Source organism: Kribbella sindirgiensis (assembly GCF_004331435.1).
Lineage (GTDB): Bacteria > Actinomycetota > Actinomycetes > Propionibacteriales > Kribbellaceae > Kribbella > Kribbella sindirgiensis.
In genome coordinates this window covers 111972-135376 of record NZ_SJKA01000005.1, presented here as the reverse complement: position 1 = coordinate 135376, position 23405 = coordinate 111972, and the positions used below count along the sequence as shown (strand labels likewise).

General features: G+C 68.9%; 24 protein-coding genes. 10 read left to right on the top strand and 14 right to left on the bottom strand.

Features of this window, described 5'->3' with window-relative positions:
• Positions 1 to 3: 3 nt before the first annotated feature.
• Positions 4 to 906 (top strand): carbohydrate ABC transporter permease, encoded by a 903-nt coding sequence (locus tag E0H50_RS15705; protein WP_131288840.1) that lies wholly within the window; start codon positions 4 to 6, stop codon positions 904 to 906.
• Entirely contained in the window at positions 903 to 1808 is a 906-nt protein-coding gene (locus E0H50_RS15700) for a carbohydrate ABC transporter permease (protein ID WP_131288838.1), read from the top strand. Before E0H50_RS15705 ends, E0H50_RS15700 begins: the two co-directional genes overlap by 4 nt.
• Positions 1809 to 1828: 20 nt before the next feature.
• Here the strand turns inward: E0H50_RS15700 and E0H50_RS15695 are convergent, their stop codons facing one another.
• From E0H50_RS15695 to E0H50_RS15665, 7 genes are all read right to left on the bottom strand, one after another.
• The gene (locus tag E0H50_RS15695; protein WP_131288836.1) at positions 1829 to 2254 is read right to left on the bottom strand and encodes an STAS domain-containing protein; all 426 of its coding nucleotides are present in this window, start codon (positions 2252 to 2254) and stop codon (positions 1829 to 1831) included.
• A 105-nt stretch (positions 2255 to 2359) separates the two neighbouring features.
• On the bottom strand, positions 2360 to 5665 hold the full coding sequence (locus E0H50_RS15690) for a S8 family serine peptidase (RefSeq protein WP_272948504.1): 3306 nt from the start codon (positions 5663 to 5665) through the stop codon (positions 2360 to 2362).
• A 268-nt stretch (positions 5666 to 5933) separates the two neighbouring features.
• A complete protein-coding gene (locus E0H50_RS15685; RefSeq protein WP_131288832.1) occupies positions 5934 to 6566 on the bottom strand; it encodes a response regulator in 633 nt (210 codons plus the stop codon).
• A complete protein-coding gene (locus E0H50_RS15680) occupies positions 6559 to 7788 on the bottom strand; it encodes a sensor histidine kinase (protein WP_202868169.1) in 1230 nt (409 codons plus the stop codon). The genes E0H50_RS15685 and E0H50_RS15680 overlap by 8 nt, the downstream gene beginning before the upstream one ends.
• Positions 7789 to 7810: 22 nt before the next feature.
• Positions 7811 to 8578: an ABC transporter permease gene (locus tag E0H50_RS15675; RefSeq protein ID WP_131288830.1), complete on the bottom strand. Its 768-nt coding sequence runs from the start codon at positions 8576 to 8578 to the stop codon at positions 7811 to 7813.
• The gene (locus E0H50_RS15670; protein ID WP_131288828.1) at positions 8575 to 9489 is read right to left on the bottom strand and encodes an ABC transporter ATP-binding protein; all 915 of its coding nucleotides are present in this window, start codon (positions 9487 to 9489) and stop codon (positions 8575 to 8577) included. Before E0H50_RS15670 ends, E0H50_RS15675 begins: the two co-directional genes overlap by 4 nt.
• A gap of 99 nt (positions 9490 to 9588) precedes the next feature.
• On the bottom strand, positions 9589 to 9948 hold the full coding sequence (locus tag E0H50_RS15665; RefSeq protein ID WP_238150986.1) for a MerR family transcriptional regulator: 360 nt from the start codon (positions 9946 to 9948) through the stop codon (positions 9589 to 9591).
• A gap of 61 nt (positions 9949 to 10009) precedes the next feature.
• Here E0H50_RS15665 and E0H50_RS15660 point away from each other — a divergent pair, with 61 nt between their 5' ends.
• Complete coding sequence (locus E0H50_RS15660; protein WP_131288826.1) at positions 10010 to 10732, top strand: SDR family oxidoreductase; 723 nt, start codon at positions 10010 to 10012, stop codon at positions 10730 to 10732.
• 79 nt (positions 10733 to 10811) lie between these two features.
• Here the strand turns inward: E0H50_RS15660 and E0H50_RS15655 are convergent, their stop codons facing one another.
• Positions 10812 to 12599, bottom strand: coding sequence for an AMP-dependent synthetase/ligase (locus E0H50_RS15655; protein ID WP_131288824.1), 1788 nt, complete (start codon positions 12597 to 12599; stop codon positions 10812 to 10814).
• Between the two features lie 108 nt (positions 12600 to 12707).
• On the opposite strand from E0H50_RS15655, the gene E0H50_RS15650 reads away from it, so the two are divergent.
• From E0H50_RS15650 to E0H50_RS15620, 7 genes are read left to right on the top strand one after another with little or no spacing between them, the layout of a single operon-like run.
• Positions 12708 to 13211 carry a polyketide cyclase / dehydrase and lipid transport gene (locus E0H50_RS15650; RefSeq protein ID WP_131288822.1) on the top strand — a complete coding sequence of 168 codons (504 nt, stop codon included), beginning with the start codon at positions 12708 to 12710 and terminating at the stop codon, positions 13209 to 13211.
• The gene (locus E0H50_RS15645; protein ID WP_131288820.1) at positions 13178 to 13609 is read left to right on the top strand and encodes an SRPBCC family protein; all 432 of its coding nucleotides are present in this window, start codon (positions 13178 to 13180) and stop codon (positions 13607 to 13609) included. Before E0H50_RS15650 ends, E0H50_RS15645 begins: the two co-directional genes overlap by 34 nt.
• 4 nt (positions 13610 to 13613) lie before the next feature.
• Positions 13614 to 14915, top strand: coding sequence for an ArsA family ATPase (locus E0H50_RS15640; protein WP_131288818.1), 1302 nt, complete (start codon positions 13614 to 13616; stop codon positions 14913 to 14915).
• Positions 14912 to 15337 (top strand): hypothetical protein, encoded by a 426-nt coding sequence (locus E0H50_RS15635; protein WP_131288809.1) that lies wholly within the window; start codon positions 14912 to 14914, stop codon positions 15335 to 15337. Before E0H50_RS15640 ends, E0H50_RS15635 begins: the two co-directional genes overlap by 4 nt.
• Positions 15328 to 16287 (top strand): ROK family glucokinase, encoded by a 960-nt coding sequence (locus tag E0H50_RS15630; protein WP_131288807.1) that lies wholly within the window; start codon positions 15328 to 15330, stop codon positions 16285 to 16287. The genes E0H50_RS15635 and E0H50_RS15630 overlap by 10 nt, the downstream gene beginning before the upstream one ends.
• Before the next feature lie 58 nt (positions 16288 to 16345).
• Positions 16346 to 17479 (top strand): ROK family glucokinase, encoded by a 1134-nt coding sequence (locus tag E0H50_RS15625; protein ID WP_131288805.1) that lies wholly within the window; start codon positions 16346 to 16348, stop codon positions 17477 to 17479.
• Entirely contained in the window at positions 17476 to 18171 is a 696-nt protein-coding gene (locus E0H50_RS15620; protein WP_131288803.1) for an endonuclease/exonuclease/phosphatase family protein, read from the top strand. The genes E0H50_RS15625 and E0H50_RS15620 overlap by 4 nt, the downstream gene beginning before the upstream one ends.
• 269 nt (positions 18172 to 18440) lie before the next feature.
• On the opposite strand, the gene E0H50_RS15615 is transcribed toward E0H50_RS15620, so the two are convergent.
• From E0H50_RS15615 to E0H50_RS15590, 6 genes are all read right to left on the bottom strand, one after another.
• Positions 18441 to 19184 carry a phytanoyl-CoA dioxygenase family protein gene (locus E0H50_RS15615; RefSeq protein WP_165547153.1) on the bottom strand — a complete coding sequence of 248 codons (744 nt, stop codon included), beginning with the start codon at positions 19182 to 19184 and terminating at the stop codon, positions 18441 to 18443.
• Between the two features lie 40 nt (positions 19185 to 19224).
• Positions 19225 to 19974: an enoyl-CoA hydratase-related protein gene (locus E0H50_RS15610; protein ID WP_131288799.1), complete on the bottom strand. Its 750-nt coding sequence runs from the start codon at positions 19972 to 19974 to the stop codon at positions 19225 to 19227.
• A gap of 50 nt (positions 19975 to 20024) precedes the next feature.
• Positions 20025 to 20447, bottom strand: coding sequence for a YybH family protein (locus tag E0H50_RS15605; RefSeq protein ID WP_131288797.1), 423 nt, complete (start codon positions 20445 to 20447; stop codon positions 20025 to 20027).
• 25 nt (positions 20448 to 20472) lie between these two features.
• Positions 20473 to 21702 (bottom strand): ornithine cyclodeaminase, nickel-pincer nucleotide-dependent, encoded by a 1230-nt coding sequence (locus E0H50_RS15600; RefSeq protein WP_131288795.1) that lies wholly within the window; start codon positions 21700 to 21702, stop codon positions 20473 to 20475.
• Between the two features lie 64 nt (positions 21703 to 21766).
• Entirely contained in the window at positions 21767 to 22477 is a 711-nt protein-coding gene (locus E0H50_RS15595) for a putative signal transducing protein (RefSeq protein WP_131288793.1), read from the bottom strand.
• The gene (locus E0H50_RS15590) at positions 22470 to 23252 is read right to left on the bottom strand and encodes an alpha/beta hydrolase (protein ID WP_238150985.1); all 783 of its coding nucleotides are present in this window, start codon (positions 23250 to 23252) and stop codon (positions 22470 to 22472) included. Before E0H50_RS15590 ends, E0H50_RS15595 begins: the two co-directional genes overlap by 8 nt.
• Positions 23253 to 23405: the final 153 nt, after the last annotated feature.

The following is a 23405-nucleotide window of genomic DNA, read 5'->3' as shown; positions in this document are numbered from 1 at the left end:
GACATGGCGCTCGCAGTGGATGTGAAGCGCAGACGGCGGACCGAAGCGCTGTGGGGGTACGCCTTTCTCACCCCTCAGCTCATCGGCCTGATCGCCTTCATGGTTGGCCCGCTGGTCTTCGCCATCGTCCTGTCGTTCTCGAGCTGGGACGGTCTGGGTTCGCGCACCTTCGTCGGGCTGCAGAACTTCATCGGTGTCTGGCAGGACGCCCAGTTGCGGCAGTCCTGGCTGAACACCGCGTGGTTCACCGCCCTCCAGGTCCCCGGACTGTTGATCACCGGCTTCTTCTTCGCGTTCTTCATCCAGAAGGCGGGGCGGTTGACGCCGTTCTACCGGATCTTCTTCTTCGCGCCGCAGGTCACGTCGACCGTCGCGGTGGGCGCCATCTGGCTCTGGCTGCTGAACCCCGAGATCAGTCCCATCAACTCCCTGCTGAAGTCGCTCGGGCTGCCCAACCCGCCGGACTGGCTGCAGAATCCGCGGACGGCGATCCCCGCGATCGTCGTGGTGTCGATCTGGCAGGGCCTCGGCTACATGATCGTGATGTTCGTCGCCGGTCTGCAGAACATCTCGCCCACCCTGATGGAGGCCGCCGACATCGACGGCGCGTCGGAATGGCAGAAGCTGCGCAGGATCACCGTGCCGCTGCTGTCGCCGACCATCCTGTTCCTGTCGATCACCTCGATCATCGGGTCCTTCCAGGTGTTCGACTACATCTACTTCTTCTTCGACACCACAGCGCCGGCGAACGCCCACACGATCGTGTACGACATCGTGAACTTCGCCTTCCGCCAGTTCAAGTTCGGGTTCGCCGCGGCCATCGCGGTGTACCTGTTCCTCATCCTGCTGGTCCTGACCGGCCTCCAGTTCCTTGCTCAGAAGAGATGGGTGCATTACACCGAATGACTTCCTCATCAGGCGAGATCGCCGCCCGGGACCTCGAGGCGGCGCGTCGGAAGAATGCTTCTCATGGGCTGCGCGCGGGGCGGTTCAAGCCGTCCTGGATTCCGCTGCACCTGCTGCTGGTCGCGGGCTCCCTGGCGATGTTCGTGCCGTTCCTGTGGATGTTGTTCTCGGCCCTGAAGCCGCTCGACGAGATCTTCGCCCAGCCGCCGAAGCTGCTGCCGAAGCTCTGGCAGCCGCAGAACTTCGTCACCGCGTGGCAGGGCGCCGACTTCGCGCGGGCGTACTTCAACAGTGTCTATATCGCCGGCCTGGTCACGATCTTCACCCTGATCACCTGTTCGATGGCCGCCTACGCCTTCGCGCGGATCCGTTTTCCGGGGCGGAAAGTGATCTTCGGCGTCTTCCTGGCCACCTTGATGGTTCCGTTCCAGCTGACCGTGATCCCGCTGTACGTCATCATGGGGCAGCTCCGTTGGATCGACACCCACCTGGCGCTGATCGTCCCGCCGGCGTTGTTCAACGCCTTCGGCGTCTTCCTCCTCCGCCAGTATGTCCGCGGCATTCCGCTGGAGCTGGAGGAAGCCGCCTCGATCGACGGCGCGGGCCGGATCCGGATCTTCACCACGATCATCCTGCCGCTGCTGCGGACGCCACTCGTGGCCCTCGGCATCTTCGTGTTCCTCGGACAGTGGAACTCGTTCTTCTCACCGCTGATCTTCCTGAACAGCGACCGGAACTTCACGATTCCGCTGGTGGTCAACCAGTTCAAGGGCGCCTACTCCTCCGACTGGACGAGTCTGATGGCGGCCACGACCATGGCGGCGCTGCCGATGCTGCTGATCTTCATCATCGCCCAGCGCCAGATCGTGCAAGGTATCGCCCTGTCCGGCTCGAAGACCTGACAGGTATCGCACGTCCGGCATCAGCCCATCGGTGATGCCGGACGGGCGATCGCCGGTCGGTAGGACGGGAGGGCGTCCGAGAGGGTGGAGTAGTGGTCGAGGGGGCGGTTGGTGCCGGTGGCCCGGATGAGGTCGGCCAGCCATTGGCCGGCTCCGGAGGCGCGTAGCCAGCCGCCGTGGTGGAGGGCGAGGTCGTGGGCGTCGGCGAGGACGTCGAGGCCGGTTGCCTCCATTGCCGTGACGCGTCGCAGGTCGACGACGAGGCGCGGGAGTTTGGTGGTGATGACGTGGTGGAGTTCGTGGGCGAAGGTGGGGGCGGTACGGACGTCGACGGTGCCGGCCACCCGGACGATCGCGCAGTCACCGACAGAACTCCAGCTACAGACGAAGGGCCCACTCGCCTCTGCCGGTCGGCGGGCGGACCTGATCGCACGGGGTGTCTTCATGCGTACCGGTACCCGGCCGCTAACCTGCGCCCGGTCGCGAGTTGGGGAGGATCGTCTACCCGATTCGGCACACAATCCTCCCCAACCCGGTCGCTCATCCCTTGGTTAGTTGACGATGATCTTGTCGACCTCGATCGTGAGGCCCTTGACGAGTGGCGTTGAGGTCCCGGTGGTTACCGTGCCGGTGCCCTTCTGCACACCCTTGATGTTCATCGAGTAGGTCATCGAGCCGCCGGGCGCTCCCGGCGTACTCGTGATGCGGTAGTCGGTGACCGGCGGACCGGTGATCTGGCTGCCGGCCGTGCCTTCGAAGTTCTCCGCACCGACCGTCAGGCCGTACCCGGCCGGAGGACTACCGGGCAGGTTGCCCGGGTCGTAGGTGTAGCTGATGTCCTCGGTACCGTTGATCCCGATCCATTGCTGGAACACCTTGGTGCTGGTGGTTCCGAACAGGTTGAGCCGCGATTCGATCACGATCCACGAGCTCACCCCGTCGGTCAGCACGGTGGCGAAGATGCCCGGGGCGCCGTTGCCGTCGAGATCGGTCCAGTACGACGCGAGCACGTTGTTCGGACGCGCCGGGTCGGGCAGGTTCTGCGGCAAGAACTGGACGTCGTCACCCGAGGTGGTGCCGCCGACGACCGTGTAGCCGTCCGACGTCACCCCGACCCGGTTGTACGTCTGCCCGGCGTACACGAACGCCGGCACGTTGAAGTTCAACGCCTGTTCGTCACCGACCGGAATCGGCGTGACACCGAACAGGTCCAGCGGGAGGTAGCCCGCCGGAGACGCACCGGGGGCGATGACCGGACTGTCGGGCTGGCGGCCGGCGAGGGTGGCCGTCTTGGTGGCGATCTGCGGGCCGATCTGGGTCGCGCCCGTGACGCTGTTCAGCCGCAGTTGCGAGCTCAGCGTGCTGACCGCCGTCACGTCGGTGGTCTGCAGGCTGTTGTTCTGCACGGTCACCGTGCAGGTCGACTGACCGGTGTTCCGCGCGATGGTCGACGGCGCACAGGTCTGGTCGATCGGGACGATGCCCTCCTGGCGGAAGAACGCCACCGGCAGGTGCAGTGCCCGATTGCCGCCGATCTGCTTGAAGTTGACCTGACCGAAGTACTGACCATCAGGTACGGCGGCTGCGGTGATCGCGATCGTCAGCTTCTGCGACTTGCCGGGCTTCACCTGGAACACCGGCGGCAGTACGGAGATGTTCGCGCCGCTGACCGTCGTACCGGTGGCCGTGAAGGTGAGGGTCTGGTTGGTGACGTTGGTGACCGTCCGCGTGGCGGTGATCAGCCCCGGCATGGTCGGTGCGTTCACCGACGGCAGGTTGAGATCGATCCGGTTCAGCGGGTCGGTGGCCGAGGCCGCGTAGTTCGCGGCGGTCTCGTCCAGGGTCAGACCGGGGTCGCCGGCCTTGGTGAGGTCGATCCGCCCGCCGCCGTAGTCGAACGGGTCGGCCTGGGTGGTCCGGTCCTCCTTCTTGACCGTCGTCTTCGCGGTGGTCTCGAGCGCCGACTTGAGCTGGCCGGGCGTCCAGGACGGGTGCAGGGCGAGGACGAGTGCGGCGGCGCCGGCGACATGCGGCGACGACATCGACGTACCGGCGATCACCTGGTACAGGTTCCCGGGCGGTCCTTCGGCCGGGGACTCCGGTGTCGGCGTCTGTCCGGCCAGGATGTGCAGGCCGGGTGCGGTGACATCGGGTTTGAGGAAGTCGCCACCGGGGCCGCGCGACGAGAAGTACGCCATCACGTCGCCCTGCCAGGTGGTCTTGGCGCCCTGCGTGAACGACGCGGACGTCGCGCCGGGGTGCGCCGCGAGGAACGCCAGCAACGCGTCGCCGTCCGGCTTCTCGAGAGCCACGGTCGGCAGCCAGTGGTTGTCGGTGAACACGTCGAACGGGAACGAGTTGTACAGCAGCATGCCGACGGCGCCGCCCTGCAGGACGTTGAAGCCCTTCAGGACACGGCCAGGGCCGCGCTCACAGACGACGATCTTGCCCGTGAAGAGACCCGGCGGGGCCGGGGAAGTGCACAGCGCGTTGCTGTACGGCGGTGCGGACGCGAGCACGACCGGGGCCGGAGTCGAGACGCCCGCAGTGATGGACGCACCGGAAACGGTGGCGGTCGCGCCGCCGCCGGCCAAGCTGATCGTCGACCGGAAGGTACGGCTCTGGGTCGAGGCCGCGACCGTGGTGACCCACGGACCGCGGTGGTCGGTGGTGGCCGCGCCCGGACCCGAGTTGCCGGCCGAAGCGGCGACGAACACGCCCGCGGCGTACGCGTCCAGGAACGCGAGTTCGACCGGGTCGCTGTACGGGTCGCTGCCGCCGGAGATCGAGAAGTTGATCACCCGGACGCCGTCGAGGATGGCGCGCGCGACGGCCGCGGCCGAGTCGCTCGGGAAGCAGCCCTCGGCGCCGCAGACCTTGTAGACCGACACTGCGGCCGCCGGTGCCATCCCGGCGATCGCGCCGCGGTCGATGCCGAGCGGGTTCGCGGGGGCGACCGGTCCACCGGCAGACGTCGACGCGGTGTGCGTGCCGTGACCGTTGGAGTCACGGGCGCTGTCGGGGTAGGTGTCGCCGCCGATCACCGCGTTGTAGGTGTCGAGGAACGGCCGGCCGCCGATCAGCTTGTTGGTGCAGGTGAACACGTCGCTCGCCGGTGTCTGCGGGTTGTCGCCGAAGTCGCAGACACGCGGCGTCGCATCGGCGGTCGGCGGTGGTGCGGGCAGGGTGCCCGGATCGGCGAAGGACGGGTGCTCCGGCCACGCGCCGGTGTCCAGGATGCCGACGATGACGCCCTTACCGGAGTTGGCCGATCCGCCGAGCTGGTTGTAGATCGTCGGAGCTCCGATGAAAGCGCCGCTGGAATCGGTGAGCAGCTGCTGCGGGTTGTCCTGCTGGACCGCGGCCACACCGGGCAGCTTCAGCAGCTCGCGGGCCTGGTTCGCCGGCACGCTGAGCGCGATACCGCCGTACACGGTGCGCAGCCGCTGGCCTGCTCGCGCGCTCGGGACCTTCGACTGCATCGCGGCCAGGAAGTCGTTCTCCACGGTGGCCACGTGCTTCAGGTACTTCGTGGCGTTCGCGCCCTTCACGTCGAGGCGCTTGCCGGTGACGGCCGGGCTGGTGCCGGGCAGGCCCTTGATCCCGCCGCGATACGCCGCCAGCGAGTCGTAGTCGAGTTTCACGACCACCCGAACCTGCTGGGCGGACGTGCTGTTCACGAGTGCGGGATCGCTCTTCGCGAGCTGACCGCTGGGTGACTTGGCGCCGTTGACCGTACTGGCGACGGTCAGGGGCGTCGCGGTCCACGGCCGGCCGTTCGGCGCGGTGGGGGACGGATCGGCGGCTGACGCGGTCATCGCGGGCAGCAGCGCGGCGACCAGCAGACCGGCGGACACACCGGCCGTGACACTTCGAGTGGCGGTACGACGATGACCTCGTCGGTGATGCGGTGACCTCATGCGCGGGCCTCCAGAGAGACGGGAACGCCGTCGCGGAAGGAGGCAGCACAGGACGTCAGGAGACCCCCCAAGGTCGAACGCAGCGAACCCCTCAGTCCTGTGACCGAATCCCCCCGGATACCGGCGTCGCGGCCGGCACCCCCGCGGCGCCTGCCTGAGCCGAGATTAAGCCCAGAACCCACGCCCGGCCAGACCTCGGAGCCGGTCAGTCGCGCCCGAGAATGCCCTGCTCGTAGCCCTTGGCAACGGCTGCGGCACGGTCGGTGACGCCGAGTTTGGTGAAGACGTGGCTGAGATGCGTCTTCACGGTGGCCTCGCTGATGAACAGCTCGCGGGCGATGTCGCGGTTCGACGTACCCTTCGCGACCAGCTCCAGGACCTGACGTTCGCGCGCGGCCAACGGGCTTGGTGCGGGCGAGCGGACTGCCGACACCAGCCGCGAGGCGACCGCGGGGGAGAGGACCGTACGACCGGCCGCGGCCTGGCGGACGGCGTTGAACAACTCGTCCTGCGGCGCGTCCTTGAGCAGGTAGCCGGTGGCGCCCGCCTCGATCGCCGGCAGCGTGTCGGTGTCGGTGTCCCAGGTCGTCAGGACGAGCACCTTCGAGCGGATGCCGCGGCGGGTCAGTTCGGTGATCGCGTCGAGTCCGCCGCCGCCCGGCATCCGCAGGTCCATCAGGATCACGTCCGGGTCCAGGTCCGCGGCGAGCTCGACCGCCTCGACGCCGTTCGACGCCTCCGCGAGCACGGTGAACCCGGGCGTCGACTCGAACATGCCGCGGAGGCCGTTACGGACGACCGGGTGGTCGTCGACGAGGAGCAACGAGATCTCATCCATGGAGCACCAACGGTATGCGAGCCGACACCGCCGTACCGAACCCTGGCTCGGACTCGACGGTCAGGGAGCCGGCGATGCGTTCGGCGCGGGCACGCATACCGTCGAGACCGAAGCCGCCGGTACCGGTCCGGGCGGACAGCGCCAGCGGATCGAAACCCTTGCCGTCGTCGCGAATGTCCACCGTCACCTCGTCGTCCATGAAGCTCAGCGTCACTCCGGCGCGGGTCGCGGCGGCGTGTTTCGACACGTTCGCCAGCGCCTCCTGCGTGATCCGCAGGACGGTCGCCGAGAACTCGCCGTGCAGGTGCTGCGCCGTACCGGTCAGGGTGAACTCGGCGGGTACGCCGGTCCGCTCGGACCACTGGTCGACGGTCTTGCGCAGCGCCTCCGGGAGACCGTCGTACGACAGACCGGCCGGAGCCAGGTTCTGCACCGAGCGGCGCGCCTCGCCGAGGCTGTGCCGGGCCAGGTCGGTCGCGCGGCCGACGTGCTCCTTGACGGTCGCCGGATCCGACGCGTTGGAGACGACCTGCAGTTGCGCGATGATGCCGGTCAGCCCCTGCGCGATGGTGTCGTGGATCTCCGCGGCCAGCCGGCGCCGTTCGTCCGCGATCCCCGCTTCCCTCGCCTGCACCAGGAGTTGCGCCTGCAACGCGGCGTTCTCCTCGTGCGCCTGTTCGAGCTCGGTGATGGTCGCGGCCCGGGCCTGCGACCGCGCCTCTTGCTGCTCCGCGAAGTGCTTCACGATGGTCAGCAGCACGTTGTTCGCGATCAGCAGGCCGCCGAACACCAGCCAGCGTGCCCCGTCGTCCACTGGGATGCCGCTGGCCTGCGCGGCCGAGACCGGGACGGAGCACGCGAACAAGGCGACCCGTCGAGCGCGCCGCCCGGGGATGCGCTCGTCGGCGTCGTAGTACCCCGTCGCGGCGTAGAACGCGAAGAAGCCGTTCAGCAGCACGAGCGCGAACCCGAGCGCCCAGCGCATCACGAAGTACGCGACCGGCAGCGCACCCGGGTCGGGGTACTTGCGCCCGATCCAGCTCCACGACAGCTCCAGGACGAGAGCGGCCGCGACCAGCGCGAAGGCAATGATCCGGAGACGGTCCGCCGGCATGCCCAGGCCGGCGGTCGCGAGCGCGAGGAAACTGCTCAGGCCGAGCAGGAAGTACGGCGCCCAGCGGCGAAACATCGCCTCGCGCTGCTCCAAGTCACCCGTCGTCACCTGTTCAGTCTGCACCGACCTGCTACTCCCACCGGAACCAGCGCGCGGCGGCCACCGACAGGACAACCGCCCACGCGGCCAGTACGCCGAGGTGGGACCACGCCGGCCAGTGTCCGGCCGCGGCCTGCTGAAGCGCCTGGGAGGCCGCACCGAACGGCAGAAGCACGACGATCTCCCGCAGCGTGTGCGGCATCGACTGCACGGGAGCCCACAGGCCCGCGGAGAACAGGCTCGGGAAGAACACCACCATGCCGACGCCGGTCGCGAGCCGTGCGGTCGGAGCGAGCGCCGAGATCAGGGCGCCGAGGGCGAGCGCGGCCGTGACCGTGAGCAGGAACGCCAGTGTGTAGCCGAGTGCCTGCTTGGGCAGCTGGACGTCGAAGGCCAGCCGTCCGATCGCTAGGCACACCAGCGCCGACAGCACTCCCGCGGCGCCGTTCAGTCCCATCTGCGCGGTCAGCAGCGCGGACGGCCGGACCGGGGTCAAGGACATCCGGCGCAGGATGCCGCGTTCGCGATAGCCGGTGATCACCGGCGGCATCGCCTGCAGGCCGGTCACGATCAGCGCGACCAGGACCAGGGTCGGCACGTACACGTCGATGACCCGCATCCCGAGCCCCGGGTCGAACTTCCGGAAGCTCTTGATCGACCCAAGGATCACCAGCAGCAGCGGCGGGAAGCCGAGTGTCCAGAACAGGGTGCCGGCCTCCCGGCGGAACAGCCGCGCCTCGGCCCGCAGTACGGCGGTTCTCGGCGAAGTACGACGTACTGGGACAGCGATCGCGCTCATTTGGTGGCTCCCGTGAGGTCGAGGAAGGCGTCGTCGAGGGTGGCGTCGGTGACGCGGAGCTGGTGGGCGGTGATGCGGCGCCGGGCGAGCAGCGACAGCAGCGCTGTCACGGTCTCGTCGGACCCGCCTAAGGTGAGCCGGCCATCCTTGAGTTCCACGGACGCGAGCGCCGGCAACGCCGCCAGTTCGTCGTTGTCGAGCGGCGCCGACGGCGTGAACGAGATGACGGTCGATCCGGCCGACGCACTGATCAGTCCCTGCGGGGTGTCGAGCGCGGTGATCCGGCCCTGGTCGATCACGGCGATCCGGTCGCACAGCCGCTGCGCTTCCTCCATGAAGTGCGTGACCAGCAGGACGGTGACGCCGCGGGCGCGGACGTCCTCGACGACCTCCCAGGTGTCGCGCCGGGCGCGCGGGTCGAGACCGGTGGTCAGCTCGTCCAGTACGACGACGCGCGGGTTGCCGATCAGTGCGAGCGCGATGAACAGTCGTTGCTTCTGGCCACCACTGAGGACACCGAACCTGGTGTTCAGCCGGCCCGTCAGGCCTAGCCGTTCGGCGAGTGGGCGCCAGTCGGCCGGGTTCGGGTACAAGGCGGCGTACAGCTCGAGGGCTTCGCGGACCGTGAGCTTGGCCTGCAGTTCACTCTCCTGCAGTTGCGCGCCGAGCACTTGCGTGACGGCCGCATGGTCGGCGACCGGATCGAGCCCGGCGACCCGCACCCGCCCACCATCCAGGATACGTAGGCCTTCCACGCATTCGACGGTCGTCGTCTTACCGGCCCCGTTCGGCCCGAGGATCCCGAAGATCTCCCCCTCGTCGACACCGAACGACACATCGTCGACCACAACCCGCCCGCCATACACCTTCCGCAGCCCGGAAACCTCAACAATCGGAGAAGCACTGTTCATACAACGACCTTCGCCGACCGGCCCCCGCCCCCACATCGCCCAACAAGCTCATCCCAACATCACCCAATCGGCTGATCCCGGGACTACCACCCTGCCCGCCTACAGGTGGGTGTCTGTGATTGCTATGACCTCGTCCAGGCGGTCGAGGGCTGCTTGCAGGTCGTTGACCTTGGCCTGGACGCGGTCGCGTTCGGCGCGGAGCATGGCTCGTTGGTTGGCGTCGGTGTGGCCGGAGTCCCAGCAGGGGAGGAGTTCCGTGATTCTTCGGCTGGTCAGGCCGGCGGCGAACATCTGCTGGAAGAAGCGGATTCGGTCGACGGCATCCTGGCGGTAGAGGCGCTGGCCGGACGGACTTCGTTCCGCGATGAGCAGGCCCTGCTGTTCGTAGTAGCGGACGGCGCGTACCGAGACTCCGGCGCCCCGTGCGACCTCACCGATGCGGATCAGGCGCTCGGCCACGGTGATTCCTCTCGTCCCGGGACTTGCCTCTGACGTCAACGTCAGGTTTTAGCGTACGGGCATGGACATCAACAACTCAGTTGCCCTGGTCACCGGAGCCAACCGCGGGCTGGGGCGCGCCTTCGCTCAGCGTCTGCTCGAACGGGGCGCCCGCAAGGTCTACGCGACGGCTCGCCGGCCCGAGACGGTGGACCTGCCCGGGGTCGACGTACTGCCCCTCGACATCACCGATCCCGTATCCGTGAGGGCCGCGGCCGAGGCTGCTCCGGATGTCTCGCTTCTCGTCAACAACGCGGGGATTCAGACGGGGACCGACCTGGTGAGCGGGTCGCTGGACGCGGTACGGCGTGAGCTGGAGACGAACATGTTCGGGCACTTGGGGATGATCCGGGAGTTCGCGCCGGCGCTCGCCAGGAACGGCGGGGGCGCGATCGTCAACGTCCTGTCCGCGATGTCATGGTTCGGGGGCAAGGGCGCCAACGCCTACCACGTGACCAAGGCGGCGGCCTGGGCCATGACCAACGGCGTACGCCTGGAACTCGCCGAGCAGGGCACGCTCGTGACAGCAGTACACCTCGGCCTCGCCGACACCGACATGGCCGCCGGTTGGCCCGTAGCCAAGATCGCCCCGCCCGACCTGGCCGACGCAGCCCTCGACGGTGTCGAGGCCGGCTCCGCCGAGGTCCTGGCCGACCAATGGAGCCGCGACGTCAAATCCCGCCTACCGCTAACCCCAGAAGAATTCACCACCACAATGAACCAAGCCCTGGCAGCCCTCACCTGAGGAGGCTTCGGCCGGGTTGGGGAGGATTACGTGCCGAATCGGGCAGAAAATCCTCCCCAACCCGGCCCCGCCATTCCGTCTACTTCGTGTAGAGGGCCTCTACGTCGTCGCCGTGTTTTTCCATGACTATGTGGCGGCGGAGGGAGAGTTTCAGGGAGAGTTCGCCGGTCTCTTGGGTCCAGTCGGTGGGGAGGATGGAGAACTTTTTGATGGCCTCGGCGTGGGAGACCGTGGCGTTGGCCTCGTCGACGGCCTTCTGGATTTCGGCGATCAGGTCGGCGTCCTGGGTCAGCTTCGCGACGTCGGTCGGCTTGTCGCGGGTGGTGGCCCACGGGACGATGTTTTCCGGGTCGATGGTGATCAGTGCCGCGATGAACGGTTTGCCGTCGCCGACGACCATGCACTGACTGACCAGCGGGTGCAGCCGGATTTGGTCCTCGAGCATCGTCGGGGCGACGTTCTTCCCGCCGGCCGTCACCAGGATCTCCTTCTTCCGGCCGGTGATCTTGATGAACCCGTCGACGTCGAACTCGCCCAGGTCGCCGGTGTGGAACCAGCCGTCGGCGTCGATCGCGTTCGCGGTCGCCTCGTCGTTCTTCCAGTAGCCCTGCATCACCTGGCCGCCCTTGAAGAGCAGTTCGCCGTCGTCCGCGACACCGACCGTCACACCAGGAAGCGGCCGGCCCACGGTGCCGATGCGGATGTCGTCGGGCAGGTTCACCGACACCGCGGCGGTGGTCTCGGTCAGGCCGTACCCCTCCAGGACCGGTACGCCGATCCCGCGGAAGAAGTGACCGAGCTTGTCGCCGAGGGGTGCGCCGCCGGAGACGGCGTACTGCACCTGGCCGCCGAGCACCGCCCGCAGCTTGCCGAAGACGAGCCGGTCGAACAGCAGGTGCTTGGCCTTCAGCCCGAACGACGCGCCGCCCTTGTCCTGCGCCTGCGAGTACGCGATCGCGGTCTCCGCGGCGGCGTCGAAGATCTTGCCCTTGCCGTCGGCGTGCGCCTTCTGGCTGGCCGAGTTGAACACCTTCTCGAACACCCGCGGCACGCTCAGGATGAACGTCGGCTTGAACGCGCCGAGGTCCTCGACCAGGTTCTTCACGTCGGCGCTGTGCCCGACCTTGACCATCTTCATCACGCAGCCGACCTGGATGATCCGGGCGAACACGTGCGCGAGCGGCAGGAACAGCAACGTGCTCGCACCGGTGGTGTCGAACAGGTCGTCGAGGATCTTCACCGCGGGACCGAGTTCGTCGAGGAAGTTCGCGTGGCTGATCTTGCAGCCCTTCGGGCGTCCCGTCGTACCGGAGGTGTAGATCAGGGTCGCGAGGTCCGAGGACGAGACCGCGGAGCGGCGCTTGTCGAACTCGGCGTCGGTGACGTCCTGGCCGAGCGCCGTGAGCTGGTCGACGGCGCCGGCCTCGATCTGCCAGACCTCCTGCAGCGCTGGCGCCTCGGCCCGGGAGGACTCGACGACCGCGCCGTGGGTGGCGTTCTCGACGACGGCGACGACCGCCTCGGAGTCGGTCAGGATCCACTGGATCTGCGACGTCGAGGAGGTCTCGTAGATCGGCACGGTGACCGCGCCGATGGACCAGATCGCGTAGTCGACCAGGGTCCACTCGTACCGCGTCGGGCTGAGCAGGGCGACCCGCTCACCGTGCTTCACCCCGGCCGCGATCAGGCCCTTGGCGACCGCCGTCACCTGCTGCGCGAACTCGGCAGCCGTCACGTCGGTCCAGCTCGCGCCGGTGCGGCGGCTGAACACGGCGGTGTCAGGATGAGAGGACGCGTTCGCCCACACCGGGTCGCTCAGGCTCCCGGTGGCCGGGTCTGTCACAGCAGGAACGGTGTACTCACGCATCCGCGTCGTCTCCTCAGTCGGTCACGAATTGTCGACTTCCGGCGCACGCTACAGTCACCTACCCACAAGTAGCCAGGTTTATGTGACCCACGGAACTAGGTTCTAGCTATGCCATTGCTCGACATCAGTTGCGACGACCTGGTCGTTGCTCATCCAGCCTACGTCGCCGAGCGGCTCGGTTCGGACACCCTGTGGCATGAATGGTGGCCGGACCTCACGCTGACGCCGTCCGAGCGCCGCGGCCTCGAGGGGGTCCGGTGGTCCGTCACCGGCGCCGCGATCGGTACGGCGGAATGGTGGCTGGAAGCGGTCCGGGACGGGGTCGTCGTGCACTGGTACCTGCGGGCCGACCCCGCGAAACCGGTCCGCGGCCGCGCGGTCGAGCGCTTGAAGGAGCGGTACGTCGCGGCGTACCGGGAGCGGTTGTGGGCGTTCAAGGACGAGATCGAACAGGGCCGCGCGGCGGGCGAACGCCGTGCCGGATCCGATCCCGCGATAGTCTCCGGGGAGGACGCGGATCCATCGGGGGGTCCAGCGGTCCCGCAGCACCCGGCCCAGGCAAGCGAAGAGGTGAATCGATGGCGGAACAGACCACCTCGACCATCCAGGTGAACGCGACCCCCAAAGAGATCATGGCGGTGATCGCGGACTTCGCGGCGTACCCGGAATGGGCCGACTCGATGCGGGAGACCGAGGTGCTGTCCACCGACGAGGCCGGGCGGCCGAACAAGGTGCGGTTCAAGGTGGACGCCGGCGCGATCTCGGACGAGTACACGTTGGCCTACGTCTGGTCCCGCAACGAGGTGACCTGGACGCTGGTCGAGGCGAAGATGGTGAAGGGGATGGACGGCGCCTATGTCCTCAAGGACCTGGGCCCAGAAGGGACCGAGGTGACGTACCGGCTGGCCGTGGACGTGGCGATCCCGATGATCGGGATGCTCAAGCGCAAGGCCGAGAAGGTCATCATCGACACGGCCCTCAAGGGCCTCAAGAAGCGCGTCGAGTCCTGATCCAGTGACTCGGGTACTGCTGTACACAGGTAAAGGTGGCGTAGGCAAGACGACCTCCGCTGCCGGGACGGCCACGCTCGCGGCCCTGCGCGGGCTGCGGACGCTGGTGCTGTCGACGGACGCCGCGCACTCGCTGTCGGACGCGTTCGACTCCGAGGTCGGCCCGGAGCCGACCGAGATCGACGACCTGCTGTTCGTTCAGCAGATCGACGCGCAGCGCAAGTTCGAGCGGTCCTGGGGTGACATCCAGTCGTACCTGCGGTCGGTGCTGCACATGGTCGGCGTCGACCCGATCGAGGCCGAGGAGCTGACCGTGCTGCCCGGGGCCGCGGAGGTCCTGGCGTTGCTCGAGGTACGCGACCACGTCCGGTCGGGGCGCTGGGACGTGATCGTCGTCGACTGCGCGCCGACCGCGGAGACGCTCCGGCTGCTCGGGCTGCCCGAGGCGCTGAACTGGTACCTGGACCGCATCTTCAACGCCGAGCGGAAGATGATGCGCACGTTCCGGCCGTTCCTCAGCGGGTCGACGCTTCCGATGCCGGACGACAACGTCTTCGACGCGCTGCGCCGGCTGCAGGCCGACCTGTCCGACATCCGCTCGCTGCTGGCCGGCCCGGACGCCTCGGTGCGGCTGGTGCTGACGCCGGAGGCCGTCGTGGTCGCCGAGGCCCGGCGGTCGCTGACCAGGCTTTCTCTGTACGGGTACCGCGTGGACGGCGTCGTGGCGAACCGGGTGTTCCCGGCGGCCGGGGCCGACACGTGGCGCCGGCAGTGGGTCGCCGCGCAGCGGGGGATCCTCGAGGAGGTCGCGGACTCGTTCCGGCCGTTGCCGATCTGGGAGTCGCCGTACCGCGTCTGTGAGCCGGTCGGCGTCGAGGAGCTGGCCGCGTTCGCGGTCGAGATGTACGGCGGGGACGACCCGTTCGCGCGCGCCACCGACGACACGTCGCTGTGGGTGGATCGGCACATCGACACCGACGGGCGGACGTACACGCTGACGATGCCGTTGCCGTTGGCATCCGCCGACGAGCTCGAGCTCGCGCGGCACGGGGACGAACTGATCATCACCGTCGGGTCGTACCGCCGGGTGCTGCCGCTGCCTGCCGCCCTGGCGCGGGGCGTGGTCGCGGGCGCACGGCTGGACGAAGGCCGGTTGCAGGTGCGGTTCTCGCCACGGGAGACCGCGCGGCCGGTTGCGCCCGAGGTGCCGAGCGGATCAGGCCCGCTGGAGTCGGCACAGGAGCTGGCGCAGGGCCTGACGGCGGAGTACCTCGAACAGCTCACCCGTCGCGAGGCCGCCAGGTGAGCAAGGAACCCATCGGTTCGGTCGCAGAAGAGGCCGCCAAGCTGTTCGCCGTACTGCAGAACGCTGCTCATGACGCGCCTCCTGCCGAGGAGACTGCTGCCCATCAGACTGTCGATGAGCCTGCCGATGAGCACAAGTTGGGGCCAGACTGTGTCTGGTGCCCGGTCTGTCAGCTGATCCACCGGGTGCGGAGCACCAGCCCGGAGACGATCGAGCAGCTGTCGACGGCGGCCGCGCACGTGCTCGGCTCAGTGAGATCTCTGCTGGAGGCCGCCGCGGACGCGGCCCGGCAGACGCGGGAGGACGCAGCGTCGCGGTCCTCGCGACCGGAGGAGGAACCGGCCCAAGAACCGGCCCAGGAACCGGCCCGGTCCCGGGTGGACCGGATCGACGTGAGTGAGGACCCCGAACCATGGGACTGACGATCGGCATCGACGTCGGCGGTACGAAGATCGCGGCCGGTGTGGTCGACGAGCACGGCGCGATCATCGCGCGGACGCATCGCGACACCCCGGCCGACTCGGTCGACGCCACCGCGGCGGCGATCTGCGACGCGGCCGCCGAACTGATCGCGAACCACGCCGTGGAAGCGGTCGGGATCGGCGCGGCCGGCTTCGTCTCCTCGGACCGGTCGACGGTGCTGTTCGCGCCGAACCTGGCCTGGCGGGACGAGCCGCTCGGCGCGCGGGTCGCGAAGGAGCTGAAGATCCCGGTCGTGGTCGAGAACGACGCGAACGCGGCGGCCTGGGGCGAGTTCGCGTTCGGCGCGGCCAAGGACGTCGAGCACATGGTCTGCATCACGGTCGGCACCGGGATCGGCGGCGGCGTGGTGATCGACGGCGAGCTGCTCCGCGGCGCCCACGGTGTCGCGGCCGAGCTCGGCCACATGCGCGTCGTACCCGGTGGGCATCGGTGTGGTTGCGGATCTCGTGGCTGCTTCGAGCAGTACGCCTCCGGGAAGGCGCTCGTCCGTGAGGGCCGGGCGCAGGCCGAGTCGGGGTCGCTGGCGGCGGTGCAGATGCTGAGCGTCTGCGGGATCACCGACGCGGCCGAGCTGACCGGCCCGATGATCACCGACGCGGCGGTGCAGGGCGACCCGTGCGCGGTCGAGCTGCTCGACGACCTGGGCCGCTGGCTGGGCGAAGGAGTGGCCAGCCTGGCGACGATCTTCGACCCGACACTGGTCGTGATCGGCGGCGGTGTGAGCGCGGCGAAGGACCTGATCATGAAGTCCGCCGTCCAGGCGTTCGAGAAGGTGCTGCCCGCCAAGGCCAACCGCCCGCACGCGCCGTTCACGCTCGCCGAGCTGGGCAACGACGCCGGCCTGATCGGCGCCGCCGACCTGGCCCGCCGCCCGGCCGTGTCCCGATGATTGTCCTGACCTGGGATACTGGGGGCAGTCCACCGGGGGTCGCGAGGAAGGTCGAACCTTGGCTTTGACGCAGGCTTTGACGATCGGGATCGACATCGGCGGGACCAAGGTCGCCGCCGGGGTGGTCGACCCGCAGGCCAACATCCTGGACCGGGTACGGCGGGACACGCCGACGACCGACCCCAAGGAGACCGAGGACGCGATCGCGGAGATCGTCCACGACCTGGAGTCGCGGCACGACGTGATCGCGGTCGGCATCGGCGCCGCCGGGTTCGTCGACGGCACCCGGTCGTCGGTGCTGTTCGCGCCACATCTCGCCTGGCGGCACGAGCCGCTGCGGGACGCGGTCGAGCGCCGGCTCGGCCTGCCGGTCGTGGTCGAGAACGACGCCAACGCGGCCGCCTGGTCCGAGTGGCGGTTCGGCGGCGGCCAGGGCGAGAGCCATCTCGTGTGCGTCACCCTCGGCACCGGCATCGGCGGCGCGATCCTGAACGACGGCGCGTTGCAGCGCGGGAAGTTCGGGATCGCGGGCGAGTTCGGGCACATGCAGGTCGTGCCGGGCGGTCACCGCTGCGAGTGCGGGAACCGCGGCTGCTGGGAGCAGTACGCCTCCGGCAACGCACTCACCCGGGAGGCCCGGGAGCTCGCGCTGTCCGGCTCGCCGGTCGCGCACAACCTGCTGCGGGCGGCCGAGGGCGATCCGCGCAAGATCAACGGCCCGATGGTGACAGCGCTGGCCAAGGACGGCGACCCGGTCGCGGTCGAGCTGCTCGAGGACGTCGGCCGCTGGCTCGGCATCGGCCTCGCGAACCTGGCTGCCGCGCTGGATCCGGGCACGTTCGTGATCGGCGGCGGCGTGTCCGACGCGGGTGAGCTGCTGCTGGCTCCCGCGCGCGAGGCGTTCAAGCGGACCCTGACCGGTCGCGGGTTCCGCCCGGAGGCGCGGATCGTCCGCGCGGTGCTCGGGCCGGACGCGGGCATGGTCGGTGCGGCCGACCTGGCGCGCGAAGAGGCGACGTGGCTGCGCCGGGTCCGGGTGAAGACCACGGCCGTGACCGCGAAGACGGCCGCGGCGCGTGGACGGTCGACCCGTCTGGAGCGGGCGGCCCGGAAGACCGCGGGACGGCGTACCGGAATGCGCGCCGACCCTGACCTGCACCACGCCGACCTGAACGGCGACCCTGACGCATGAGTGACGGCGCCCTGCGGGTGCTGTCGTACAACGTTCACCGCTGGGGAGACGACCGTACGGCGCTCGCTCGGGTCGTGAAGGCGTGCGCGCCGGACGTGATGCTCGTCCAGGAGGCGCCGACGTGGTGGGGCACGCGACGCAAGCGCCGGGCGATGGCGGCCTCCTTCGGGCTGCGGTACGTCGCGGCGTCCGCCCGCAACGCCATCCTCGTTGCCGACGGCATCGAGCTGATCGAACCGCTGCACTGGCGGATCCGGCGCCCGTTCATCCGCCGGCGCCTGAACTTCGTCGCCACCCAGCTGCCCGGCGGAGCCGTCGGCGGCCAGGTCCTCGTCGGCACGGCACCGGTCACCGTCGTCTGCTGTCACCTCGGCCTGCACATCCTCGGCCGTCAGTTCGAACTCGAACAGATCCTGAAGCGCTGCCGCACCTTCGGCACGCCGTACCTCCTCACCGGCGACCTGAACGAGGAACCCGACGGCCCCGTCTGGAAACGCCTGACCGAGGAAGGCCTGACCGACCTAGGCGCCGACGCAGGCCCCACCTTCAGCTCCACCAACCCCCACAAACGCATCGACGGCGCCCACCTGACACCACCCCTCCAGGGCCGCATCCTCCCGACCCCCGCGTCCTCGGAAGACCTCGCCGCCGCCTCCGACCACCTCCCGATGCTGATCGAACTCAGCTCCTGACCCAGTCCCACCTGGTCGCTCCACTTTGTGCACCAGATCCGCACCAACAGGCGTCCGACATACGGATCTCATGCACAACGTCGATTGTGTGGTTGGGCCGTGCCGGGCCGGGAGCTGCAGCTGGACAGTACGTATACGTCTACTACCCGTGACCGCACGCCTGGCGGCCAGCTGGAATGCCGGGCAGTGGACGTATACGTACTGTCGACCTGCACAAGATGGCTGGCTTGCGGACTGACAGGTCCCCCGGCCGACGACAGCAGAGCCGCTCAGGTCCTGAATTCGAGAAGGGGAGTGGTGACGGCTTCGCGCCAGCGGGCGCGGTGAGTCTCGGTGCGGAGGCGGTAGTAGAGGGTCTCGCGGCGTCCGTCGTTCGCGCTGCCGGAGTGACCGCCGATGTTGTGCGCGAGGAGATAGTGCGCGAAGAGCACGCTGCCCGCCGCACCGGTGGCCTGGACAGGATCGCCGAGCGGGACGTCGGGGTACGGACCCGGGTTCATCTCGTCGACCCGGGTCAGCGCGTCGGCGCCACGTTCGGCCAGGTAGGCGCCGAACCGAAGATGTGTCCCCGGCCAGATATAGAGATTGCCCCGGTTCAGCTCCTCCTGGGATGTCAGCCATAGTCCGGCGAGCATCGTGAACGTCCCCGGCGTGCCGTCCTCGAGGCCTGGCGTGATCCCGTCGACGTGCGGTCCGCCGGGTCGGTGCGGCCACGGCGGAATCGTCGTCGCGACCTGGGCCTGGTCAGGCTCCAGTAGCTTCAGTTCCGGCCGTACCAACTGGGCGGCCAGCTCCGCGATCCGCGCTGCGCGATACAACGCCAGCAGCGGGTGTGTGTCGTCGAGCGCGGGCCACAGGAAGTGCGCGCCGACGCCTTCCGGCGGTCGGTGTTCGAGCATCTCCGCCACGAGTCGACGGGTGGTGGCGATCTGACCGTCGGTGAGTACGCCGGGTACGACGAGGTACCCCTGGGTCCGGAACTGCGTCAGCTGCGCTTCGGAGATCTGCCGCATACCGGCAGTCCAGCAGCGGTGCCGCAGGTCGGCAAGTGGATTAGTTCTTCTTGCGGTTGAGGAAGGCGCGCATGGCTTCCTGGGCGGCGGGGGAGCTGAAGAGGCCGGCTGAGAGTTCGGCGAGGTCTTGGCCGCGGGCATCTATGTCGGCGAGGAGGGTGCGGTTGAGGAGCTTCTTGGTTTCGCGGAGGCCCTGGGGTGCGCCCTTGAGGAGTGACGTGAGGACCGTGTCGACGGCGGCGTCCAGGTCGGGGTCTGGGACCGTGAGGGTGAGCAGGCCGAGGCGGGCCGCCTCGAGGGCGTCGAAGGCGTTGCCGGTCAGGAACGTGTACGCCGCCGCGCGGTCCGTCAGCCGGGGGAGGACCGTCAGCGAGATCGTCGCCGCCGCGAGTCCCAGCCGGACCTCGGTGAGCGCGAACGTCGCGCTCTCCCCGGCGACGCTGAGGTCGGCGGCCGCCACGATCCCGATCCCGCCCGCGCGCACCGGGCCGGCCACCCGGGCGACGACCGGCTTCGGGTTCGCCACGATCGCCCGCTGGACGTCGACCATCCGCTGCGCGCCGACGCCCATGCCGACGGTCGTGGCCTCGGACAGATCGGCCCCGGAGCAGAACACGTCCAGCGCCGACCGAACCACGATCGCCCGCACCGCGTCGTCCGCACCCGCGGTCTCGAGCCGCGCCAGCAACTCACCGGTCAGCTGCTGCGACAGCGCGTTCTTGTTGTGCGGCGAGTCCAAGGTGACAGTGGCCACACCGTCGGCCACCTCCAGATGCACGAGTTCGGTCATGGGGTCATCCAACACCCAATGCCGTCCCGTCCGCTGTGGGCCGGGTTACGTCACGGACCCGATGGCGCTGAGGTGGGGTTGAGTGGGTCGGCGTGCCGGTGCGCGATTTTCCAGGCGCCGTCCTCGGCCCGGAACACCATCGTCGTCCGGAGCAGGTGCGGCACCGGGTCCGGCTGGGTGACGTGCCGGACGGTGCCGCGTTCGATCGCGACCGTGTACGCCGTGTCCGCGCCGACGTGCTTGACGAGGTACTCGAACTCGATCTTCGCGCCGCTCGGGACGAACTGCGAGGACGCCCACCCGTACCGCGGCCCGATCTCGGACCAGCCGACCTCCTGCCCGCCGAACCCGCCGAAGATCGAGGTCTGCTCACTGTGCGACACCAACGGCAACCACAACGACGGATCGCCGTTGACGAACGCGGTGTTGGCCTCCTCGAAGCGTCGCAGAAACGATTCGAAGTCCTGGTTCATGAGACCAGCCTCTACGCGAACAGGGTCACTTGCGGTCGGCGTACGACGGGGACAGCTCCCGGGCCAGGTGCTCGACGAACAGGCCGACGTCGGTGACGATGCCGCGGGCGTGCGACGATCCGCGGTCGGCCAGCTTGGTGACGGTGGCCGGGTTGATGTCGACGCAGGTCAGCGGGATGGAAGCCGGCAAGATGTTGCCGGTGGCAACGGAATGGAGCATGGTCGCCGCCATCAGGCAGAAGCCGACGTCGGGCAGTTCGGCCCGCATCGCGCGCTGGCCCTCGAGGACGTCGGTGTAGACGTCCGGCAGCGGACCGTCGTCCCGCACCGACCCGACCAGCACGAACCGGTTCCCGTTCTTCACCAGCGCGTGCATCACTCCCGACGTCAGCACGCCCTGCTCGACGGCCGCCGCGATCGAGCCGGCCTTGCGGATCGTGTTGATGGCGCGGATGTGGTGCTCGTGGCCGTGCTCCACTCCGCGGCCGCGGTCCAGGTCGACGCCGAGCGACGTACCGTACAGCGACGACTCGATGTCGTGCGTGGCCAGCGCGTTCCCGGCGAACAGCACATCGACGAAGCCGGCCTCGACCAGCGCGACCATGGCCGGCGCGGCTCCGGTGTGGACGATGCCCGGCCCGCCGACCCAGAGCACCTTCTGCCCGTTCGCCTTCGCCTCACGCATGCCGTCGGCGACCTGCCGGACCAGCACTCGCTGCGGCTTCTCGCTCGACACATCCGACTCCATGAAGCCGAACCCGCCCTCGGTCGCCTCGGTGATCGGCGGGATCACCCGGACGCCCTGCGCGCTGGTGATGATCCGCATGCCGGCGCGGACCTCCGACATCGGGATGGTCCGCACGGTGTCTCCCTCGACCAGCAGCCCGCAGTCCATCTCCGGGTTGCGGACCTCCACCCAGTGCCCGCCGAGCCGGACGTTCGTCGGCAGGTTGGTGGTCGAGTAGAAGCCGTCCGGGAACACCCCGTCCTGGGTCACCTCGGTGATCTCCGGTGTCCCGGGGTCGACCAGGTTCGCGCCCTTGGTCTGGATCCGCATCAGCAGCCGCTGCAGCGACTCCTCGTCCTCCGCGCCGACCGTCATCCGGACCGTGGACGGGTCGTCCTTGTCGTAGCCGAGGTCGAACTTGTCCAGCGTGTACTCGCCGCCGTACCCGCGAATGTCGTCGAGCACCCGGGACAGCAACCCGGAGTCCATCAGGTGGCCGGTGATCTCGACGGTCTCGGTGACCTGCACGGGTGCCCTCCCAAACGAGTGATGTCGTCAGATTGTCCGACGATCCGCACTCTAACCCAGAACGTCAGACGACCGCCCCGTCGTCACCGCCGTCGCCCGGAGGCAGCCGGTCCTTCATCCGGAACACCAGCGTGAGGAAGCCGCCGATGAACCCGGTGACCGCGAGCGTCGTGATCCGGCCGGTGCCGAAGTCGAGCAGCGCGGCCAGGATCAGCAGGAGCGGGCCGCCGAGCAGCCCGAGCCAGGCGAGCCGGCTGATCCAGTCCAGCCGCGGACCGCGCGGCGGCTCCGGCGGCACGTAGTGGTCGTGCGCGTCGTCGGCCTTCTTGACCGGCGGCTCCGCGTCCTCGGTCTTCTTCTCCTCGATGGTGAGCCCGGCCGGTACGTCGATCAGCGGCTCGTACTTGTCGTCGACGTCCTCGCTCGCCGGCCAGCGTGCGACCGGCTCGTCGCCGCCGTCGTGCCCGGGCGCGGACGGCTGGTTGAACTGTTCCACCAGCGACTGCCACTCGGCGTCCTCGGTACTGCGGTCGATCACCGGACGGGCCCGCTCCACCGCCTCGGCGTCGACGAAGATCTCGTCGTACCCGACCGGAATCCGGACCGGTTCCTCGGCCTCGTCGGGCGTCAGTGCCTCACTCAGGGCCTCACTCTGGTTCTCGCAGTACGCCGCGATACCGGCCGCCTTGAGCGCGTCCAGCACCGGCTCCGCGACCAGCGGGTCGATACCCCCGAGCGACGTGTACGACGTCGCGGTCAGCCCGTTGTCACGCATCGCCGTACTCGCTCTTGGTCCCGCTCAGCCGGCTGATGAAGGCGGTCGTGTCCGCGAAGATCCGCGGGGCGTCGTTGTCCAGGGTTGCCACGTGATAGCTGTCCTCGAGCAGGGTCTCGGTCACGTCGCGGGACGAGATCGAGGACAGCACCGTCCGCCCCGAACTCGGCTCCACCACATGATCGACAGTACTGCGGAACAGCAGCACCGGCTGCGTGACCTTCGCCAGATCGTCCCGGGTGACCTTCCACAGCTGCGACAGCGACTGCAGCGCCCGCAGCGGCATCCGGTCGTACGCGCCCTCGTCGACGCCGGGCATCTTGATGTCGTTCGAGATGCCCGGGAACGACGGCACCAGCTTGGCCAGCACCGGCAGCAGCGCGAGCCGCTTGTCGTCGGTGCGCACCGACGGATTGATCAGGACCAGACCGGAAATGTCCGCTCCGTGCTGCTCGGCGAGCCGCAGCACCAGGCAGCCGCCCATCGACAGACCCACCAGGAACACCCGGTCGTGCTCCTTGCGCAACCGCTCGAGCTCGTTGTCGAGTACGGCGTACCACTCCGGCCAGCCGGTCTTGTTCATCTCCTGCCAGCTGGTCCCGTGACCGGGCAGCCGCGGCACCGCGACGCCGTACCCCTCGGCGGCCAGATGCTCTCCGAACGGCCGCATCGACCGCGGCGAGCCGGTGAATCCGTGGCTCAGCAGTACGCCGACGGCGGCGTTCTCCCCGGTGCCGGGACTGCGAAACTCCTCCGCGTGGGCTTGCACTGGCACGCTCGACTCCTCGCCGTTCACGGTCCTCACAAACGCGCCCCGAAACCGTTCTCGACGGCGCGTGACAATCGTCGCATCTGGGCCCCATCTGCGCTGCATCCAGTCTGCATCCAGGTGACAACACGGTGAGCAACACCCACATTCCTGGCGGTG

Bases quoted from the DNA above. Each gene is read 5' to 3' on its own strand.
- E0H50_RS15705 (WP_131288840.1), top strand. From the start codon at position 4: ATGGCGCTCGCAGTGGATGTGAAGCGCAGACGGCGGACCGAAGCGCTG.
- E0H50_RS15700 (WP_131288838.1), top strand. From the start codon at position 903: ATGACTTCCTCATCAGGCGAGATCGCCGCCCGGGACCTCGAGGCGGCG.
- E0H50_RS15695 (WP_131288836.1), bottom strand. From the start codon at position 2,254: ATGAAGACACCCCGTGCGATCAGGTCCGCCCGCCGACCGGCAGAGGCG.
- E0H50_RS15685 (WP_131288832.1), bottom strand. From the start codon at position 6,566: ATGGATGAGATCTCGTTGCTCCTCGTCGACGACCACCCGGTCGTCCGT.
- E0H50_RS15675 (WP_131288830.1), bottom strand. From the start codon at position 8,578: ATGAGCGCGATCGCTGTCCCAGTACGTCGTACTTCGCCGAGAACCGCC.
- E0H50_RS15670 (WP_131288828.1), bottom strand. From the start codon at position 9,489: ATGAACAGTGCTTCTCCGATTGTTGAGGTTTCCGGGCTGCGGAAGGTG.
- E0H50_RS15660 (WP_131288826.1), top strand. From the start codon at position 10,010: ATGGACATCAACAACTCAGTTGCCCTGGTCACCGGAGCCAACCGCGGG.
- E0H50_RS15655 (WP_131288824.1), bottom strand. From the start codon at position 12,599: ATGCGTGAGTACACCGTTCCTGCTGTGACAGACCCGGCCACCGGGAGC.
- E0H50_RS15650 (WP_131288822.1), top strand. From the start codon at position 12,708: ATGCCATTGCTCGACATCAGTTGCGACGACCTGGTCGTTGCTCATCCA.
- E0H50_RS15645 (WP_131288820.1), top strand. From the start codon at position 13,178: ATGGCGGAACAGACCACCTCGACCATCCAGGTGAACGCGACCCCCAAA.
- E0H50_RS15630 (WP_131288807.1), top strand. From the start codon at position 15,328: ATGGGACTGACGATCGGCATCGACGTCGGCGGTACGAAGATCGCGGCC.
- E0H50_RS15620 (WP_131288803.1), top strand. From the start codon at position 17,476: ATGAGTGACGGCGCCCTGCGGGTGCTGTCGTACAACGTTCACCGCTGG.
- E0H50_RS15615 (WP_165547153.1), bottom strand. From the start codon at position 19,184: ATGCGGCAGATCTCCGAAGCGCAGCTGACGCAGTTCCGGACCCAGGGG.
- E0H50_RS15610 (WP_131288799.1), bottom strand. From the start codon at position 19,974: ATGACCGAACTCGTGCATCTGGAGGTGGCCGACGGTGTGGCCACTGTC.
- E0H50_RS15605 (WP_131288797.1), bottom strand. From the start codon at position 20,447: ATGAACCAGGACTTCGAATCGTTTCTGCGACGCTTCGAGGAGGCCAAC.
- E0H50_RS15595 (WP_131288793.1), bottom strand. From the start codon at position 22,477: ATGCGTGACAACGGGCTGACCGCGACGTCGTACACGTCGCTCGGGGGT.